The sequence below is a fragment of the Listeria cornellensis FSL F6-0969 genome (genome assembly GCF_000525855.1).
Classification (GTDB): domain Bacteria; phylum Bacillota; class Bacilli; order Lactobacillales; family Listeriaceae; genus Listeria_A; species Listeria_A cornellensis.
Genome location: NZ_AODE01000004.1, coordinates 191,490 through 210,939 on the forward strand (window position 1 = coordinate 191,490; position 19,450 = coordinate 210,939).

The 19,450-nt window shown below is 39.2% G+C and carries 14 protein-coding genes, 1 pseudogene and 1 CRISPR repeat array; of the genes and pseudogenes, 14 read left to right on the forward strand and 1 reads right to left on the reverse strand.

Annotated features, from left to right (window positions below; translation table 11 throughout):
- Positions 1–294 precede the first annotated feature (294 nt).
- The 12 genes and pseudogenes from cas6 to PCORN_RS01490 all read left to right on the forward strand — a co-directional run bounded on the left by cas6 (position 295) and on the right by PCORN_RS01490 (position 15,460).
- Positions 295–1,017 (forward strand): CRISPR-associated endoribonuclease Cas6, encoded by a 723-nt coding sequence (gene cas6, locus PCORN_RS01440; protein WP_036076882.1) that lies wholly within the window; start codon positions 295–297, stop codon positions 1,015–1,017.
- A 12-nt stretch (positions 1,018–1,029) separates the two neighbouring features.
- A complete protein-coding gene (locus PCORN_RS01445) occupies positions 1,030–2,715 on the forward strand; it encodes a Cas8a1 family CRISPR/Cas system-associated protein (protein ID WP_036076884.1) in 1,686 nt (561 codons plus the stop codon).
- Positions 2,705–3,574, forward strand: coding sequence for a type I-B CRISPR-associated protein Cas7/Cst2/DevR (gene cas7i, locus PCORN_RS01450; protein WP_036076889.1), 870 nt, complete (start codon positions 2,705–2,707; stop codon positions 3,572–3,574). Before PCORN_RS01445 ends, cas7i begins: the two co-directional genes overlap by 11 nt.
- A complete protein-coding gene (gene cas5 / locus PCORN_RS19970) occupies positions 3,561–4,001 on the forward strand; it encodes a CRISPR-associated protein Cas5 (RefSeq protein WP_241433036.1) in 441 nt (146 codons plus the stop codon). The genes cas7i and cas5 overlap by 14 nt, the downstream gene beginning before the upstream one ends.
- Positions 4,002–4,003: 2 nt before the next feature.
- A complete protein-coding gene (locus PCORN_RS19975; RefSeq protein ID WP_241433037.1) occupies positions 4,004–4,333 on the forward strand; it encodes a hypothetical protein in 330 nt (109 codons plus the stop codon).
- 96 nt (positions 4,334–4,429) lie between these two features.
- Positions 4,430–6,646, forward strand: a complete 2,217-nt coding sequence (locus tag PCORN_RS01460; protein ID WP_036076891.1) for a CRISPR-associated helicase/endonuclease Cas3 — start codon at positions 4,430–4,432, stop codon at positions 6,644–6,646.
- 14 nt (positions 6,647–6,660) lie between these two features.
- Complete coding sequence (gene cas4 / locus PCORN_RS01465; protein ID WP_241433038.1) at positions 6,661–7,134, forward strand: CRISPR-associated protein Cas4; 474 nt, start codon at positions 6,661–6,663, stop codon at positions 7,132–7,134.
- Positions 7,135–7,162: 28 nt separating this feature from the next.
- Complete coding sequence (cas1b, locus tag PCORN_RS01470; protein ID WP_036076893.1) at positions 7,163–8,152, forward strand: type I-B CRISPR-associated endonuclease Cas1b; 990 nt, start codon at positions 7,163–7,165, stop codon at positions 8,150–8,152.
- Between the two features lie 7 nt (positions 8,153–8,159).
- Positions 8,160–8,438: a CRISPR-associated endonuclease Cas2 gene (gene cas2, locus PCORN_RS01475; RefSeq protein ID WP_036076895.1), complete on the forward strand. Its 279-nt coding sequence runs from the start codon at positions 8,160–8,162 to the stop codon at positions 8,436–8,438.
- Between the two features lie 200 nt (positions 8,439–8,638).
- A CRISPR array of direct repeats spans positions 8,639–10,176; the repeat unit is 30 nt; unit sequence GTTTTTATCTAAGTAATGTGAAATGTAAAT.
- 1,092 nt (positions 10,177–11,268) lie between these two features.
- Complete coding sequence (locus PCORN_RS01480; protein WP_036076897.1) at positions 11,269–14,529, forward strand: immunoglobulin-like domain-containing protein; 3,261 nt, start codon at positions 11,269–11,271, stop codon at positions 14,527–14,529.
- 292 nt (positions 14,530–14,821) lie between these two features.
- Positions 14,822–15,114 (forward strand): annotated as a pseudogene (locus PCORN_RS01485) (transposase); the annotation flags it as partial.
- Positions 15,115–15,154: 40 nt separating this feature from the next.
- Positions 15,155–15,460 (forward strand): hypothetical protein, encoded by a 306-nt coding sequence (locus tag PCORN_RS01490; protein WP_036076902.1) that lies wholly within the window; start codon positions 15,155–15,157, stop codon positions 15,458–15,460.
- A gap of 51 nt (positions 15,461–15,511) precedes the next feature.
- On the opposite strand, the gene PCORN_RS01495 is transcribed toward PCORN_RS01490, so the two are convergent.
- A complete protein-coding gene (locus PCORN_RS01495; protein ID WP_036076997.1) occupies positions 15,512–16,702 on the reverse strand; it encodes a class I SAM-dependent rRNA methyltransferase in 1,191 nt (396 codons plus the stop codon).
- A 230-nt stretch (positions 16,703–16,932) separates the two neighbouring features.
- On the opposite strand from PCORN_RS01495, the gene PCORN_RS01500 reads away from it, so the two are divergent.
- Together PCORN_RS01500 and PCORN_RS01505 are read left to right on the forward strand one after the other, a co-directional pair.
- Positions 16,933–18,417 carry a right-handed parallel beta-helix repeat-containing protein gene (locus PCORN_RS01500; RefSeq protein WP_159102505.1) on the forward strand — a complete coding sequence of 495 codons (1,485 nt, stop codon included), beginning with the start codon at positions 16,933–16,935 and terminating at the stop codon, positions 18,415–18,417.
- Positions 18,418–18,484: 67 nt separating this feature from the next.
- Positions 18,485–19,399 (forward strand): hypothetical protein, encoded by a 915-nt coding sequence (locus PCORN_RS01505; protein WP_036076906.1) that lies wholly within the window; start codon positions 18,485–18,487, stop codon positions 19,397–19,399.
- Positions 19,400–19,450: the final 51 nt, after the last annotated feature.

Below are 19,450 nucleotides of genomic sequence, written 5' to 3' on the forward strand. Positions count from 1 at the left end.
TCGTGTGGATTGAAACAAACGTAAGTGGAGTAAAAGATAGTAGGGTAGGTAGTAGACGACCCACCCCAAATCTGATTAGGATTCTAGTATTAGTTGTATTCCTTCTAATACTTTACATCATGCTAAAAGTTCAGGTAGAGTAGATGATAGTGGTATAGATTCTGTTGATTTGTTGGGAGTAGATGCTACAACATCACTTCCAACAAAAGTGTCAACAAAAATGTATAAATATACTACCAATAAATTCATTTTAACACAAATGTGGATTGAAATAAAAGTAAGGAGGTGAAAAACATGAGGTTAAAAATAGTTTGCCAATTGACTAATGAAATTATGCCATTAGATTATAGAAGTAAAATATTAATGATTATGAAAAAAGGTTTATCAAAAACACATCCAGATATCTTTAAATATCTCTATGAAGCAAATAAACAAAAAGATTTTACATTCTCGGTGTATTTTAAAAATGCACGATTTACTAATAAAGAGATTATAGTTTCTGGAAAGGAATTAATTATTAATTTCTCTACAGGTAATGTACGACTAGCGATTCCTTTTTATAATGCATTTACAAGTTTGAAATGGCAAAAAATAAAAATGTCTGATCAAAGCCATTTACAAATTCAAAAAGTAGACGTGTTACCGGAAAAAGAAATTGTAGGATCGAGCGTTGTTCTGAGAACGCTCTCTCCGATAGTTTGTAGAGATCATAATCAAGAAACATATAAGGATTGGTTTTATGATTACACCGATGACGAATTCGAAAGTCTGCTAAAAAGAAATATCTATTCTAAGCTTAAAAATCGATATGGCGATTTTTTATCTGAAGACATGGGTAAAATGAGTATAAAACCTATTGATATGAAAAAGACTGTAGTTCTACATTACGATTTGTACGTTGCATGCTCTATAGGCCTTTTAGAAATAGAAGCCCCAAAATATATGCTAGATCACATTGTTAGTGATGGCCTTGGTTCGCTTACTGGTATTGGATTTGGGATGTTGGAACAAGCATAGGGAGGTGAAAAGATGAGAGAAATAGAATGTCGAGCGAGTGATTGGCTATTTAATTCAGGCATGGTAGGTTTTATTAATATCGTTGGGCGTGAAAATATAAGACTGGAAGGACGAAGTATCTTTTTTGACGAAGGTTTGTTTGATGCTTTTGAAGATAAGTATTTTGCATATTTTATCAAGGAGTACGAAAAGATGTTATCTTGGTATAAGATTGTATCTTTCAAAGAAGAAATCAAACGGTATCAAAAAGATGATTTTTTGAGTTTTGATGAGGATGCTTTGGAGCGACTCAACGATTATATCGCGAATGTAGCGAAGCGTTATCTAAAAAGTGCCAGTTATATCAGTGTTTATCCCCTTATTGACGTTACGGCAGCTCCTCTCAGTTGGGAGAAGGGTCTTACAAAGGTTGGAGTATTGAAAAAGAAAGAAACATTCGATGAAAAGCGCACCGATATTATTCAAGAAGTGAAGCAAGTATATCTGAAGTTAGAGCAAATTATCTCATTTTGTGATAGTGAGAAGGGTAAAAAATATTTAGCGGCTAAAAATGTTATCTATACTGTTATAAAAAATGGATGGAATGGTGTTTCATTTCTAAATCCGCAGACTAAAGAGAAGGATGTTTATGAGGATTATCGAAAAACCTTTATAGCACCAGCCCAAGAATATTTTGAAATAGACAAGGTGGATTCTGAATATAAGTGTTCAGCATGTAATAAACCTATCAAGAAAGAAAAATATAATTTTAGTTTTTTGAATTATGCAGGGTTTGATATTGCGAAGAAATCATCTCATGTGTGGGATTTTTACAATGACATAGAGATATGTGCTGTATGCAAATTAATTTATTCGTGCGTTCCAGCTGGATTTACGTATGCTTTTGGTAATGGTATTTTCATTGATGATTCATTTAGTATTGATACATTATACGAGGTCAATGAAAAAATACGATTTGCGATTCTGCACGATCCGGCGCAAACTTTAGCACAAGCGAGCCCTTATCGCGCTTTGGTTGAAGCTACCACGAATCAAGTCGAGGGCAATCGGCATTATGAGTTGGCAGATATTCAGGTTGTCCGTTACGAAAACGAGACTTACCGCTTTAACATCTTGTCCAAACGAGCACTAAACATTTTCCGAGAGTCAAAAAATGCGTTAAAAGCGATTCAAAGATGCGGTTTCAAAGAAGGCAATCTGAGCGTTAACTTTTATCAAGAAACGGTTCGGCGTCTGATGAATAACGAGAATTTGTTTACGTTTATCCACAAAACGATGTATTTAAAAGTGACGAATGTGAGCAATACTTACTATCACATCGGGCATATCGGCAGCTTGCTCGAGATAAATACGAATTTTTTAAAGGAGATAGAGGCGATGACAGAGATTTCGAAAGGTCGGATTTGGCATATTAATAAGTGCGGAAATGAGTTCAAAAAAGCGTATCCAGAGCATAAGCGTGCTGGTTTTAACTACAAAGTTTTGAATGCGCTGAAAACAAATAATCGGGATGCGTTTATGGACATTATTTTAAACAGTTACTCATATTTAGGCAAGGTGATTCCTGATTTCTTCTTGGAATCTTTTACAAGTGATGAGACATTTAAAACAGTTGGCTATGCGTTTATGGTCGGCGTCAATGGTGCTATAGAGCAAGATGACAAAGATAAAGATGGAGGAAATAACGATGAAAAGTAAAGGACTGGCAATGACGATTGTTTTTCAGGCAGAAAGTGCGAACTACGGGGAAAGCTTGGGAAATATTTCGGCACTTAAAAAGATATCTCGCAACAATGGCGACCAGTATACATATATTTCTCGCCAAGCGATTCGGTACAACATGATGGAGCAAATTGGTGAGAAAGAAGCACCAGTTAAAGCGGAAGGTAGCGGTGATAAGAAGGTGATTCAGTTCTTGAGTGAAGCGACGATCACTGATTTTCCAGAGCTGGACTTTTTCGGATATTTAAAAACGGAGAAAGGGACGCAAGGGCAAAAACGTTCTGCTAAAGTTCGACTTTCCAACGCGATTTCATTAGAGACTTTTAAAGCTGATCTGGATTTCTTAACAAATAAAGGACAGGCGGATAAAGTTGGCGAAAACATGAACATCGCGCAAGCTGAGATTCATCGTTCTTATTATCGCTACACGGTGACGATTGACTTGGACCAAATCGGGATTGATGGGCAAATTCAGATTGATAATAAAGAAAAAAGCCGTCGCGTGCAAAAGCTAATGGATACTATTTCGTTCCTATATCGCGATATTCGTGGGCGTCGTGAAGACTTGAAGCCACTTTTCGTGATTGGTGGGGTTTACGATGTGAAAAATCCAGTATTCCAAAACGTAGTAGACATTAAGGATAATAAAGTCCTTGTCGAGAGTATCCTTGGCATTCTGGATTATAGCGGTATCAAAGAAAACACGAAATGTGGCGTTATTAAAAATCAGTTTGATAACACTTCTGAGATTGAAAAAGAGTTAAACGCCGAATCGGTTCCTGCTTTTTTCAATGATCTTAAAGAAAAGATTGATGCGTATTATGAAAGCAATTAGGATTAAACTCTGGCAGGATTTGGTGAATTATAAGAAACCGACGAGCTTTCAATTGAAGGAAACGTACCCGCTGCCACCATATTCGACGGTGATTGGAATGGTGCATACAATGTGCGGATTTACGAGTTACCACCCGATGGAAATTAGCATTCAAGGCAAGTATTTTTCCAAGGTGAATGATTTATATACGCGCTATGAATTCAAAAATGGGATGAGGTATGATGAGAAACGCCACCAGCTAAAAGTCGGTGATTATGGCGTTGGGCGCGGGATTGCGACGGCGGAGTTGCTCGTGGATGTGGAGCTACTTTTGCATGTGATTCCGGAAGATCAGGCTTGGTGGAACAGATTGCCGATGCGTTTCAGACTCCTGTGGAATACCCATCGCTTGGCCGACGTGAAGATATCGCGACGATTCAAGAGGTGAAGGTGGTTGCTTTTGAAAGGAATATAAAGTTTGATAAAAATATATCAGTAGATACTGGTTATGGGGCTTATATACCTTCCAAGGATGTGGAAAACAAAGCTGTTATTTTTGGTCAGGATGTAAACATAGGACGCCGTAATAATTTAGGAACAAGGTATCTTTTGACAAGTACCTACGAATTGGTGAATAGAGGCACGGCTAAAGCTCCTAAGATGTTTAGAAATTGGCTGAAAAAAGATGTTTTTTATGCAACTGATGTTACGGTATCAGCGAGCAGAAGTTATTCTAAAGATGAGGACGACAAATTGATGTTTGTAAGGGTGGAAGAGTAAAATTTTACTTGGATGGATATCATGTGATTGCTATGTAAAAGATTTGCAGGGCTACACGGGATTAATGTATCTGTCCAAGTTTTTGGAGTGAGCAAAATGAATCAATTTTTGGCTAAATCTAATCCAAGGGAGACTATACAGGAACACACGGATAACCTTTTAGAAAATTTTCACGTTCTAAAAGCAAAATACCCAAGAATTACCGTGGATTGGAAATTGTTATGGCTAGCTTGTTTAATACATGATTTAGGGAAGATGAATTTAGTATTTCAGCAAAAAGTATCTGGTGGTGGTTCTGCGTTTAAAACAAATGAGATTCCGCATGGTTATTTATCTGTAGCATTTGTCCCATTTGAGAGGTTGGAAGATGAAGGCTATTTAGAGTATGAAATTAGAGTGCTTTTTCAGGCTATAGCAAGGCATCATGAGAGAAAATTTCATCGGTCAAAAGATGCTTGGAAAGAAGAAATCTCGAAATTAGAAATAGAATGGGATCATTTTGAATATGGTACATTAAAAAATAGTCTAGAGTACCATACGGCTGATTACATACCAGAGATATATTTTCATATTAACGATCAAATTTTTGAGGATGACGATGTCTCATTTGATACTTTTCGTAAATACGTCCTGTTAAAAGGCCTCCTAAACCGGATTGATTTCGCGGCTAGTGCGGGGATTGGTGTGGAGAAGCCGAATGATTTTTTGGAGTTGGCGATGACGGAACAGCTGGCTGGATTCCGAACGAAAAATCCTGACGCCGATTGGAAACCCTTACAAAAATATATGCACGCGCATCAGGATGAGAATGTTATTGTTGTCGCGGAGACTGGGATGGGAAAAACGGAAGCGGGGCTACTTTGGCTGGGCGATCATAAAGGTTTTTTCACGTTGCCTTTGCGGACGGCGATTAATGCGATTTATAGCCGTTTAATTGATAGTGAAACGGGGATTATCAAGGAGTTTCAGACGGATCGTGTTGGCTTGTTGCATTCGGAAACTTACGGGCAATACTTGACGCACGAATCTCATTTTGATATGGATATCGATGAATATTATACGAAAACGCGTCAGATGTCGCTGCCAATAACGGTGTGCACGTTGGATCAACTTTTTGATTTTGTGTTTCGGTATGCTGGATTTGAGCCGAAGCTTGCGACGCTTTCTTATTCTAAAGTCATTATCGACGAAGTGCAGATGTATTCGCCGGACTTGTTGGCGTACCTCATTGTTGGACTTTCTTATATTCAAAAAGTCGGTGGGAAATTCACGATTTTAACGGCGACGTTGCCGGGGATTATTCCTGATTTACTAGCTGAAAATGGTGTTTCGTTCACGCGAGCGGAGGAGGATTTCATATCAAATCGAGTTCGCCATAGTGTGCAGGTGGTGCATGAGGCGATAACGAGCGATTTTATTCAGGATTTTTATGATGGCAATCGGATTTTGGTTATTTGTAATACGGTTCGTGTGGCAAAAACGTTGTACGAGGAATTAGTTGCTATGTATGGTGATGCAGAAGTGAGATTGCTGCACAGCCAGTTTATTAAGCGCGATCGTTCGGTGAAAGAGGAAGCGATTTTGTTGGATGGTCATAAAAATAGCGACAGGCCTTGTATTTGGATTGCGACGCAGGTTGTGGAGGCGTCTTTGGATATCGATTTTGATGTGCTGTTCACGGAGCTTTCGGATTTGAATGGACTTTTTCAGCGGATGGGGCGTTGTTATCGGAATCGTGCGCTGGATGTCGCGACGAATGTGTATGTTTTTGATGAGGATTGTTCGGGTGTAGCGCCGCGTGGCTTTATTGATGAGCAGATCCATGATAATTCGAAGGCTGTGTTGCAAAATTGCGATGGTCCGATTTCTGAGGCGGAGAAGCTTTCGATGATTGATCAGGTTTATTCGACGGAGGCGCTAGAGGGTAGCAAGTATTATGACGAAGTGAAGGGCATGATTGGCTACGTGAAATCGTTTAAGACGTATGAATTAGATAAAAAAGAGGTGCAGAAGCGATTCCGCAATATTAATTCTGTTGCTGCCATTCCAGAAAGTATTTATAGGGAGAATAAGGTGCAAATTACTGGATACATGGAGACTATCAAAACGGGGGCGACTCGTAAAGATAAAATGCGTGCAAGGACAAAGCTTTCGGCGTTTATGCTCGACGTGCCTGGTTATATTTATGAAGAGGGGAGTAGTAGGAAAATCGAGATTAATAAGTATGAGCAAGTGATTATTTTTGACTGTCACTATGATGAAGGGCTAGGCTTAACGCCAAAAGAAAAGGAGCAGGAAAATCCATTTTTCTAGGAGTGAGCGGTGGAATGAGAATTAGCGGGACGCATGTTTATTATTATTTTGTGTGTAAGCGGAAATTGTGGTGTTTCTCGAAGTCGATTCGGATGGAGCATTTGGATGAGAATGTGCAGCTCGGTAAATTGCTGGATGAGTCGAGTTACAATCGTGATTCGGGTCAGGTGATGATCGATGAGACGGTAAATATTGATTTTATTCGTGATTGGAAAGTGCTTCATGAGGTGAAAAAAAGCCGTGCCATCGAAGAAGCGGGAATTTGGCAGTTGAAGTATTATATTTATTTTTTACGGGAAAAAGGGATTGCAATTGAGAATGGTGTGATTGATTATCCGAAATTGCGGCGGCGGGAAGAGGTGGAGCTAACTGAGGAAGATGAGCAAACATTGATGCGGATTTTGGCGGATATTGAGGAGATTTGTTCCCAAGAAAAAGCGCCAAATGTTATAGAAAAGCCAATCTGTAAAAAAATGTGCGTACTTTGAGTATTGCTATATTTGAGAGGTGAATTAGATGGAAAGTTATTATTTGTTTTCGAATGGCGAGTTGAAGCGGAAGGATAATGTGGTGAGATTGACGGCGCCGGATGGGAATTTTAAAGATTTGAAAGTCGAGATGACGCGTGAAATTTTTCTGTTTGGCGAAGTGAGTTTGAATACGAAATGCTTGAATTATATTGGACAGCTCGGGATTCCGGTGCATATTTTTAATTATTACGGATTTTATAGTGGGAGTTATTATCCGCGGGAATCGAATGTTTCCGGAGAGTTGCTCGTTGCTCAGGTTTCGCATTATGCGGATGAGAAAAAGCGTCATGATGTTGCGATACAATTTGTTGAGAGTGCATCGTTCAATATTTTGCGGAATTTAAGGTATTATCGGCAACGTGGAAAAGATGTGGATGCGGCGATGGATGAAATCAAGTCATTGCGCAGGAAGATTACAAAAACGGACAATATTCAAGAGTTGATGGGGATTGAGGGCAATATTCGCAAGGTTTACTATCGGGCTTGGCAGTCGATTATTAATCAAGAAATTGACTTTGAGAAAAGGGTGAAGCGCCCACCGGATAACATGATAAATACACTGATTTCCTATGTGAATTCGCTGGTGTACTCGAGCTGTTTGACGGAGATATACAAGACGCAGCTAAATCCGGCTATCAGTTATTTGCACAGTGCGGGTGAACGGCGATTCTCGTTATGTCTGGACATTTCGGAGGTTTTCAAGCCGTTGATTGCGGATCGTTTGATTTTTAGTATGCTGAATAAAAATATCATTACAGAAAAAGATTTTGAAAAAGAGGCTAATTTTTGCTATATGAAAAAAGAAGCGCGGCAGAAAATTTTGCAGGCGTATGATATTCGGATGAAAGAGACGGTGAAACATCGAGATTTGGGTCGCAATGTGTCATACCGTCATTTGATTCGGTTGGAATGCTATAAATTAATTAAGCATTTGATGAATGACAAGAGCTATGAAGGATTTAAGATTTGGTGGTGAGTGAGGCATGTATATCATCTTGATTTATGATATTGCGCAAGATAATGGAGGCGCGAAAGTATCACGAAATATCTTTAAAATTTGTAAAAAATATTTGACGCACGTTCAAAAATCGGTTTTTGAAGGAGAAATTACTCCGGCTTTATTGGTAAAATTGCGGATGGAATTGGATAAATATATTCGCGATGAAGAAGACTCTGTGATTGTGTTTTCGAGTAGGCAAGAACGCTGGCTGGAGAAGGAGTTCTGGGGCGTAGCTGATGAAAAAACGTCTAATTTTTTCTGATGGTTAAAAAATCTGTCGACCTCCGGTAGTGTCAAATCTATGGGAGGTCGACAGATTTTGGTTGAGCGCTGGGGGAGAATGGGTTGAGGCGATTTGAAGGGGTAAGGGATGTTAAAGTTAGGTGGAAATACTGATTTTTTCTGGCGGTCGACAGATTTGGGGTAATGAGGTATTATGGGAGTAGGGCTGAAATTGGACGGGTTTTTATCTAAGTAATGTGAAATGTAAATTTGGTGGAGCAATTTCTGGAGCTAGGTACTAAGGATGTTTTTATCTAAGTAATGTGAAATGTAAATTTTCCAGTTCCAATCATGACACACAATAAATGATAGTTTTTATCTAAGTAATGTGAAATGTAAATGTAACTAAAGCATCGACAACAGCTTTCGCATCAACGTTTTTATCTAAGTAATGTGAAATGTAAATAATCCACTTGTAACTGGCTTCAAGGTTGCGGCAATCTGTTTTTATCTAAGTAATGTGAAATGTAAATATGCTCATGAAGCCATCACCATATAAGCGAGCGTCGTTTTTATCTAAGTAATGTGAAATGTAAATAAATAACTGGGAATGACGGCAATTTCGTAACAATCGTTTTTATCTAAGTAATGTGAAATGTAAATTACTCAACAATGTTTTTTGGTAAACAAGTCCTTTTTGTTTTTATCTAAGTAATGTGAAATGTAAATCCGCGTTGATAATCAGATACTTAATGCCTTCTTTCAGTTTTTATCTAAGTAATGTGAAATGTAAATTCGAAAAGTAGTTGTTTCGCCTCGTCTTCTTCGACGTTTTTATCTAAGTAATGTGAAATGTAAATACGGTATTCTAAGGTTTTAGGCCCAGAAAAGAAACGGTTTTTTATCTAAGTAATGTGAAATGTAAATTCCGAGGGATACCTAACCCGTCGACCTGCTTACGTAGTTTTTATCTAAGTAATGTGAAATGTAAATTCCATTGAATGATGCTGTTCGCAAAATCAACAAGGTTTTTATCTAAGTAATGTGAAATGTAAATATTGAAAACTTCCCAATACCACGCATACGCTCATGTTTTTATCTAAGTAATGTGAAATGTAAATTCGGGTTGTTTGATTTGGAAAAATAAATTTCTGTCGGTTTTTATCTAAGTAATGTGAAATGTAAATTGGGCTCTTTGCAATTCTCACTTGTTGTAACTCTAGTTTTTATCTAAGTAATGTGAAATGTAAATATATGAATTACTTCCGATCTGCCTTCGGTCGTCAGTTTTTATCTAAGTAATGTGAAATGTAAATCCCGTTGCATCTGGATTTTCTCCCTTAGGTGGATTGGGTTTTTATCTAAGTAATGTGAAATGTAAATGTAGGGGACAGAGTAAGTATAAGTTAGCATCTCTGTTTTTATCTAAGTAATGTGAAATGTAAATCACAGTACATGCTGCTTACTCATAGCATCTTGAAGTTTTTATCTAAGTAATGTGAAATGTAAATACGACAGGGGATAGAAGCATGGATTTACTCGTGTTGTGGTTTTTATCTAAGTAATGTGAAATGTAAATTTAGTAAAAATAAATCCTATCGATAGTCACGGGGCGGGTTTTTATCTAAGTAATGTGAAATGTAAATTGCATACCGTTGTGTGTACTTTCGTAAGTCGTGACGGTTTTTATCTAAGTAATGTGAAATGTAAATTACATTCTCCCGCTAGCTCCTCTAACTCCGATTCACGTTTTTATCTAAGTAATGTGAAATGTAAATAGTGCAAGTAAGCCAAGGCCCACACCCAACACGATAGTTTTTATCTAAGTGAACCAATTTCATAACTCCTTTTTTATTTGCGGAGGAATAATATCCCTTTCTAATTTAGAATGGCGTTCCTAATAGTTTTGTAGGTTCCTGTTATTGTATTTTTATGGAAAATGAGCAGAAATTAACGTTATTACTGGGGAGGTAGCGTTCTGTAAACCATTGGGCTGCAACGCTTTTGAATTATGAAATTGGTTCAAGTAATCTGGAAGGAATGAATAACCTAAACCGCACCGCAATTGTTTACAAAAAGTTCGGAATATATTACCGTTTTATTAAGGGGAACTTACAGCTAAAGTAAGTTTTTTATAGAGAACGCATTTATATGACATAAAGTGGAGGTGTAAGATACGTAAAAAATACGTATGGTTGATTTTGATTGTTGTAGTTGTCGTTATTATTTTGACAGGAGGTAGAATGTATATGAACAATTTCGATAAACAAGCAGCTGGGAGTAATAAGGAAGCGCAAAAATAATGAAAACGGAAGAATATATGGCACTATATTTAGTTCGCCATTATGAAGATGTTCGGAGTATTGAATTTCACCCAAAAAATGAGAATCTGATTACTTTTTCTGGGTCAAAAATGACCTGTTTTAAAACTTATTTATGGTACATAGCTGAAGATGCTCCTCACTGAACACCGTGACAAGCATCTTCTTTTTTATTTAGCGTTATTTTCCTAACACAAGAAAGTGTCCTATAAGTTGACGTAACAAAATAATTTTCTGGAAAATACTAGTTTTTATAAAAAATTTGATAACATAAGGGTATGCCAAGGAAAATAAGCCAAAGTAATCTTGAAAATTAATTAGCATTTTAGCAATTACCTCCGTACTAGGGACAAGTATTATAACTCCCCTCCAGATTATTTTCACAGAGGTGCCGACAAGATAGGCGAAATTAAGCTTTGTAACTAATCTTATACTTTAGCGCTCTCACATTCACAAAAAACAAAAAACAACGAATGACACAATTTGAGCTCGGCCACAGAAACCGTCCAATAAGCACCCTAAAAATAAAATTTGAAAGAGGTTATTCATTTGAAAATCAAAAAAATATTTACTACGCTGGCATTAACATCTATTGTAGGAACCAGTTTTGTGACACCATTTCAGGCCTTATTGGTGGAAGCTTCTGAGGAGAACGCCAACACGATAGCTATGGAACCCACGTCAAGCTATGTTAATAAGCCCATTGGAGCCAATCTTATAAGCCAAGATTTCAACATGGTGAATAACAAGTTCAAAGATTATCAGATTAGTGAGACTGGTGTTATAACAGTACCTGATCCTGAAAAAACGCCAACACTGACTAATGATAGCGGTTGGTTACGTACAAGTCTAAACCCCAATCAAGCAATTTCAGCATCTAATCCATTTAGTTTCTCTACACGTGATTTCGGAAAAAGTGCACAAAATTATACGTATATTGCGACAACCATTACAACGGAACCTGGAAAGTTATATCAATTTAAATATGACACGAAGTTATATAATCTAGGCGGTTTTGCTTCAAGTCCACAAAATAGTGTCATCGGAATGAGTGCACGCGTAGCAACACACGGTAGTAATGTAACTTATAAAAGTAATTCGTATAGTTTAGCTGGAACCTCCGCGGAAACCGTGACGAACAAGGATGAAATTATTGAATTTAGAGCGACTTCCGATAAAACCGTTATTTCTGCTGAAATGTCCTACATGAACTTGGACGCTGTTGGCGGTTATCATTTTGCTGCTATGAGTAATTATTCTATAAAAGAAATCGATGAAGCTACCAACCAAGAGGCACGGGAAACTATTGCTAGCCTATTTGTCGATAATGATGTTACTGGTACTATCAATAGTACGACAGATCAAGTCGCGATCGATACCGCCCAAAATTTAGTGACTGCTATCATCTCAGATAGCGTGAAAGCAGAATTACAACATCAATTAAATGAAGCTCAAAATCAGCTAGATGCACGTCTCGCAGAAGCTGCTGTCAACGCTTTAACGGACGATCAAAATATCATCCTTTCAACCACGGATCAAACATCTATCGATAAGGCACAAGCACTAATAGACAACATGCCTGACTCTCCACAAAAAACAGCACTTCAAGAGCAACTAAAGGATGTACAAGCACAATTAGACAGCAACAATGCTACACTCCAAGCCGAAAAAGACCGTCAAGATGCAGCTTCTGATGCCGTCAAAGACTTATTCACAAATAACAACACGTCTAGCGATACCATCAAAGACACCACCGATCAAGCTACCATTGATGCCGCAAAAGCATTAGTAGACGTTGTCACTGAACCAACAGTCAAAGCAGATTTAGAACAAAATATCGCCAAAGCGCAAAGCGCACTTGATGCGAAAAATGAGGCTACTCAAGCCGAAACAAATCGCCAAAATGTTGCTACAGACGCTGTCAAAGATTTATTCACAAACAATGACACGTCTAGCGATACCATCAAAGACACCACCGATCAAGCTGCCATTGATGCCGCACAAGCATTAGTAGACGCTGTCACTGATCCAATGGTCAAAGCAGATTTAGAACAAAATATCGCCAAAGCGCAAAGCGCACTTGAAGCGAAAAATGAGGCTACTCAAGCTGAAACAGATCGCCAAAATGCTGCTACAGACGCTGTCAAAGATTTATTCACAAGCAATGACACATCTAGCGATACCATCAAAGACACCACCAATCAAGCTACTATTGATGCCGCACAAGCATTAGTAGATGCTGTCACTGATCCAATGGTCAAAGCAGATTTAGAACAAGATATCGCCAAAGCGCAAAGCGCACTTGAAGCGAAAAATGAGGCTACTCAAGCTGAAACAGATCGCCAAAATGCTGCTACAGACGCTGTCAAAGATTTATTCACAAACAATGACATATCTAGCGATACCATCAAAGGCACCACCGATCAAGCTACCATTGATGCCGCACAAGCATTAGTAGACGTTGTCACTGATCCAACAGTCAAAGCAGATTTAGAACAAAATATCGCCAAAGCGCAAAGCGCACTTGAAGCGAAAAATGAGGCTACTCAAGCCGAAACAAATCGCCAAAATGCTGCTACAGACGCTGTCAAAGATTTATTCACAAACAATGACACGTCTAGCGATACCACCAAAGACACCACCGACCAAGTTGCCATTGAAGCCACACAAAAACTAATCGACGCAGTCACAGACCCAGTTGGTAAAAGCAACTTACAAAAAGACCTAGACCGTGCCCAATCGTTACTGAACGAACGCTTAGCAACAATCGGTACCATTACACCAGCTGATTTCCTCATCGGTGGCGACAAATATGTCACAGGAACATTCACAGGAAGCGTAGCGAAAATCTCTCTATCCATCAACGATAAAGAGTATACAGGTGGCACAGTCAAAGCAGACGGTACGTTCACGTTCTATACCAATGACAAAAACATCAAGAACACAGACAAGGTGCTCGCGATTGCATATGATAAATATGGCAAAAAACTAGCAGAACAACAAATAACATTTGTCGAGCTAACTAAAGGGAAAATCACACCAGCGACGTACAACCTATCCACAGATAAAAACATCACGGGAACATACACGAACGATGTAACAAAAGTAACCGTAACCGTAGGTGATAAAGAATACAAAGGCGGTACAGTAGCCAACGGAGCCTTCATTTTCTATGCCTTCGACAAAATCAAGAACGTAACTGATGTTGTCACTGTAAAAGCCTATGATACAACAGGAAAACTATTAGACACGAAAACACTGAACGTCATAACAGGCGCAGCCGTTGTCACAAAAGGAAGCATTGCCGTCAACGACATGTTAGTGCCTGGCGATAAGAACATCACTGGAACATATACAGATGACGTGCATTATGTGGTCGTGACAGTAGACGGTACCGAGTACAAAGGCGGTACATTTACAGATGACGCATTCAAGTTCTATGCTTTCGATAAAATCAGCAATGCAGAAAGCAACGTAACGATGCAAGCCTTCGACAAAGCTGGCAAACTACTAGACACGAAAACAGTAAAACTAGCAGGACCCGCAAAAGTAAGCATAGGTAAGGTGCAACCAGACATCTTTACACTTGGCACAGATAAAAATATCACAGGAACGTACACAGATGATGTACACTATGCAATCGTGACCGTAGATGGTACTGAGTATAAAGGCGGTACGTTTGTAGATGGCGCATTCAAGTTCTATGCTTTTGATAAAATCAGCAGCGTAGGCAGCAACGTAACGATGCAAGCCTTCGATAAAGCCGGCAAACTACTGGATACGAAAGTGATTGAAGTTGTAAGTCAGTAATATTTAAAAAGAGCCGTACCCTGATATGCTCCCTATAAAGTAGTGGAAAAACAAAAATTCCAAATCTACTTTAAAAGGGGGCTTTTTGTATGTCAAAGCGCACACGTTTTTCAATAGAGGAAAAAATATAACGCTGTAAAACAGTGTTTACAAGAGGAAATATTTATTCATGGTATGTCCAAAAGTTGGGAATCTAGTTAGGAAACGTCAAGATATTGGATAGGTTATACTAAACTGTACAGAAAAGATAAGGTATATACAATAAAAGAAAAGCACACTGGAGGAATGTATCATGACAAAAAAAATGAAGCGAACATTTACATCCGAATTCAAAAAACAAATAGTGGCATTATATGAATCAGGAAGGCCACGTAAAGCAATTATTGATAACACTTCGGCACTTGATAAATGGATACATCAGAGTCGAACAACGGGTTCTTTTCAGGCGAAAGACAATCTACCATCGGAACAAAAAGTGATGCAAGAACTACGTAATCGAAATACGCAATTAGAGATGGAGAATGATATTTTAAAGCAGGCGGCGCTGATATTCGGACGAAAATCCAAGTAATGCAACAAAACAAACATATCGAGTATTCCAATGACCATTATTGGCGTTCGAAAAATGAAAAATGGACAGCTGGAAAATTATTTTGTACATCGTATGGTAAGTGGACGAATATGGCGCGATATTAAGGATAAGAACACAGTTACCGTTTTGAGCGATAAAGTGCAGCGCCTTTTGATTACATCCTATATTTTTTCTATGATAGGGATTTTGATTATGCTCATATGGATTGCATGTACAAATTTTGGAAATGGGTATCTCTGGCCCAGCATTGTTTTCTTTATTTTTCTCGCCATAGCTATCGTATTTCAGACACTGGCGAACAAGGCATTTAAACAGGAGTGTTCGAATCGCAATATATAATAAAAACCTCTAATCAAGGCATTTCGACACGCCGTGACTAGAGGTTCTTCCTTATTTCACTTCCAAAAACAATACTTTCAAATAATCGCCTTCTTTAAAACTACTCCGCGTCGCAAAATCTGCGGGTAGCGTAAACTGCTCGACAATTCGATATTTCCGTCCCTGATTCTTAAACGCTTCTTGCACGACCTGCTTAAACTTATCCATGCCATATCCAGCGTAGTTCGTTGAGGCCACGATAATCCCGTTCGGATTCGTAATCGCAATACTTTCCTCTAACAACTTTCCGTAATCCTTCGCGACGCTGAATGTTGTTTTTTTCGTGCGGGCGAAGCTTGGTGGGTCTAGGATGACCATATCAAACGCTAATGCTTTACGATTCGCGTATTTGAAATATTGGAAAACGTCTTCGGCCATGATGGTGTGTGCGGCTGGATCGAGTTCGTTCACGGTGAACTGCTCGCGTGTCTTTGGAATGCTACGATTGGCCACATCAACATTGGTTGTATGCGAGGCGCCTCCGAATGCTGCGGCGACAGAAAATGCGCCGGTGTAGGAGAACGTGTTCAAAACGGTTCGTCCAGCGGCGTATGTGTCGCAAATCGTTTTACGTACGTCGCGCTGATCGAGGAAAATGCCGGTCATCGCGCCGTCGTTTAGGTACACCGCGTAATTGATGCCATTCTCCTTGACGATAAGCGGTTCTGGGGCAGTGTCACCCTCTAAGAAGTCATCGCTTTCTACATACTGACCTTTTGCGTCGAAGCGTCGTTTTTCGTAGATGCCTCGCGTTGTAATCACCGTTTTGATAGCGGCAAGGATCGTCGATTTCCATTGATAAATTCCGTGGCTATACCATTGCAAGACGAGAAAACCGTCATAATAATCGATCGTTAAACCGCCTAAACCGTCTCCTTCGCCATTAAAAATTCGAAATGCGGTTGTGGCATCGTCGTTGAAAAAAACTTGACGTTTGGCAAAAGCTTCTTCAAAAAGCGTGATGAAAAAAGCTTGATTAAGTGTTTGTTTTTCATCATAGGTTAGTATCCAGCCGATGCCTTTATTCTGATTGCCATGATAGCCTTTTGCGAGAAAGCGACCAGATTCGTCAACTAAGCGCAGAATCGTTCCTTCTTCCATGGCTGGCATTGTTACAAGCGCCTCTTTTGTCAGTAATGGGTAGCCTTTTATGTAACTTTGAGCTGATTTTTTCTTTATTTTAACGGTTATTTCATTCACAATTTTCATCCTCATTTATAAAGTAGTAACTCCACTATATCATAAAACAATCGGAAACGAAATTGTGACAGAACGTTCATATCTATCGAGCTTTTAACGGAAATATTTAACTTTTTAGATAGCGAGTTGTGCTATGATTTTAGTTGAGGGGGCTATTTTAGAGAGGAGGAGTAATGACGCACGGATCTTCAGGAGAGTGGCATGATATCCAAAAAATAGGAAGGATGTTTTGTTTGAAGAAGTTACTGTTTTTATTGATAGTTGTTGTTTTTTGTACTGTTGGTCATCAGAGGATTCAGGCAGAAACGAACGAATTAGATATGAGTGAATATGTAACCGCTAACAACAAGGGACTTGCTGATCAGAATGCTTACAACTTGAATGATCTTATGCGTAAATTGGATAGTTCCAAGCCTACCACAATCTATGTGCCAAAAGGAGATTTTTATTTTAGTCAAACGCTGGCGATACCGTCAAATGTCACGATTATAGGGGAAGAGAATCGTGACGCTGCGTTCATCTTTACAAAAGTGGTGACGGGAATCACGAATCGTTTTCCAGCGAATGAGATGCGTGCAAGTGCGATTCGCCTGGAAAATTTGAAAATTAGTTATATGGACGATGCGGTGGATCAGAAGGCATCTAGTCTTGTTAGTTTTGGAACGGCGTATGATGAGACAAACTATGAGGATTATCAGGTTATTGATACGCTTACCATCAAAAATTGTGTTATCGATGCGAAGAAGAAGGGGAGTTCTGCGCTTTATCTTGGCAGGGTTGCGAATGCGACGGTTAGCGGGAATACGATTCAAAATTCTGGTTTGCAAAATGGGATTGGATTGGAATTTTGCAAGAATATTCGGATTTACGATAATGAGCTGACGAATCTTGGACGCTCAGGTATTCAGATGTATCGCTTTAATGGCGGGGAAAATGAGCCGATTCTGATTGAGAATAATCGGATTACGAATTGGATGCAGCGCTACGGTTATGAGCATTTTAAGATGAAATATGAGGCGGGAATTCCGGTCGATGTTATGAATGATGCGGGGATTGATAGTTATGGCCCGAAAAACGAGAATTTGATTATCAAGAATAATATTTTGACGGCGGGTAGGGTCAATAGTTACAATCCGAATAATACGAAGATTATAGCTGATTATGGGGAAGAAATTTATAAGGAGCACGTCATTTTTTTCACAGGAATTCGGTTGTGTGGTGTAAAGGACGTGGTTGTGACGGGGAACGAGGTCGATTTGAAGGGGCGCGATATTTTCACGTTGGTGTACATTAATAGTCGTGAAAAGGAGAAGGACGGTGCGCCGATTGTGACGAAGCCGGGCAATATTACGTTGGAGCAAAATACGTTTCGAGCGGAGGGCAATATTCGCTATCCTGTTCGGATTTTTGAAGGGGAGAAAACAGGTATAACGTTTACAAATAATCAATTCGGAGTGGATGGGAAGCTAGTTGATAACGGCTATTTCGCTTTTTTTACTGTCAGTTCGACGACGGAAAAACTGCATCTGATTGGGAATAAAATTGATATGACCACACGATTGGATTATCTTGTTTCGGTAAGTGATAATGAATATGGCGGACAAAAAGTGAAATTGGCAGAACTCGGGATGACATTGAATACGTGGAACGGAGATTTGATACAGGCAGTTCGGGGTAATATTGAATCGTTGGATAACACATTTTTTTTTGCAGGATAAACCACTCTACACTAACACGAATTTATATGAGGGACGGTATCGGGAGCCGGTTTGGAAGGTTAGATTAGTGAAAGATGGCTTGGTTATCAAACAAGCAGACACAGATACGACGACCAAAAGCTACACATTCCGAGGATTGGAAGGCCTTGTAAAAGAAGATGGCGCAAAATATGAACTTCTCGGTGTGGACAAGGCGTATAAAGAAGTGCTGCGGATTCCGCTGAAAGTCTTGCCAATACTAGATGTTCCAGTGTATATCACCGGTACCAATGATTATAAAGGTCATTTTGGAGGCGCTATCACGAAGGTTCGTCTTTTGAAAAATAATCAGGTGTTGAAACAAGCGGATACGCTCGGGGCGGATTATAGTTTCAAGGAAATGAGAAGTCTCATTCAAGATGATGGCAGTAAATATGATATGGTCGGTGTGGATAAAAACTATCAAGAGGTTATTCGGATCCCGTTGGAAAGACGGTCGATTTTAACTGTGGCGGACTATACGGTTGGGGATCGGGAATTGACGGGGAATTTTCAGGATAATATCTGTTTCGTACGACTTTTTAAAGATGGGAAAGCTGTAAAGCATGCGGATATTGCAGCGGATAAATACACGCTGAAAGGTTTGGAGAATATCATAGAGAAGGATGGAAGCAAGTATGAAGTCGTCGGTTTGGATGCAGGATATAAAGACGTGGTCCGCATCGATTTAAAGGTGAACGCGCTACAGGTGAGCTTGACGCCTAATCTCTATACGTTGGGAACAATGGAGAATCGAGGAGTATTCGATGGCCCAGTCGTACGTGTCCGTTTATTTAAAAATGATGTCGTCGTGAAACAAGCGGATGTGGATGTGTTAGCCAAAACATATGTATTAAAAGGCCTGGGTGATATCGTTCAAAAGGATGGAAGTAAGTACGAACTCGTCGGCGTCGATCCGTTTTTTAAAGAGATTATTAGAGTAGATTTTAGAATAGCGAATTAGCGCAAAATAAAGAAGCAGAATGATCATCCGATTTTGGACAATCGTTCCGCT

Bases quoted from the DNA above. Each gene is read 5' to 3' on its own strand.
- cas6 (WP_036076882.1), top strand. From the start codon at position 295: ATGAGGTTAAAAATAGTTTGCCAATTGACTAATGAAATTATGCCATTA.
- PCORN_RS01445 (WP_036076884.1), top strand. From the start codon at position 1,030: ATGAGAGAAATAGAATGTCGAGCGAGTGATTGGCTATTTAATTCAGGC.
- cas7i (WP_036076889.1), top strand. From the start codon at position 2,705: ATGAAAAGTAAAGGACTGGCAATGACGATTGTTTTTCAGGCAGAAAGT.
- cas5 (WP_241433036.1), top strand. From the start codon at position 3,561: ATGAAAGCAATTAGGATTAAACTCTGGCAGGATTTGGTGAATTATAAG.
- PCORN_RS01460 (WP_036076891.1), top strand. From the start codon at position 4,430: ATGAATCAATTTTTGGCTAAATCTAATCCAAGGGAGACTATACAGGAA.
- cas4 (WP_241433038.1), top strand. From the start codon at position 6,661: ATGAGAATTAGCGGGACGCATGTTTATTATTATTTTGTGTGTAAGCGG.
- cas1b (WP_036076893.1), top strand. From the start codon at position 7,163: ATGGAAAGTTATTATTTGTTTTCGAATGGCGAGTTGAAGCGGAAGGAT.
- cas2 (WP_036076895.1), top strand. From the start codon at position 8,160: ATGTATATCATCTTGATTTATGATATTGCGCAAGATAATGGAGGCGCG.
- PCORN_RS01490 (WP_036076902.1), top strand. From the start codon at position 15,155: ATGAAAAATGGACAGCTGGAAAATTATTTTGTACATCGTATGGTAAGT.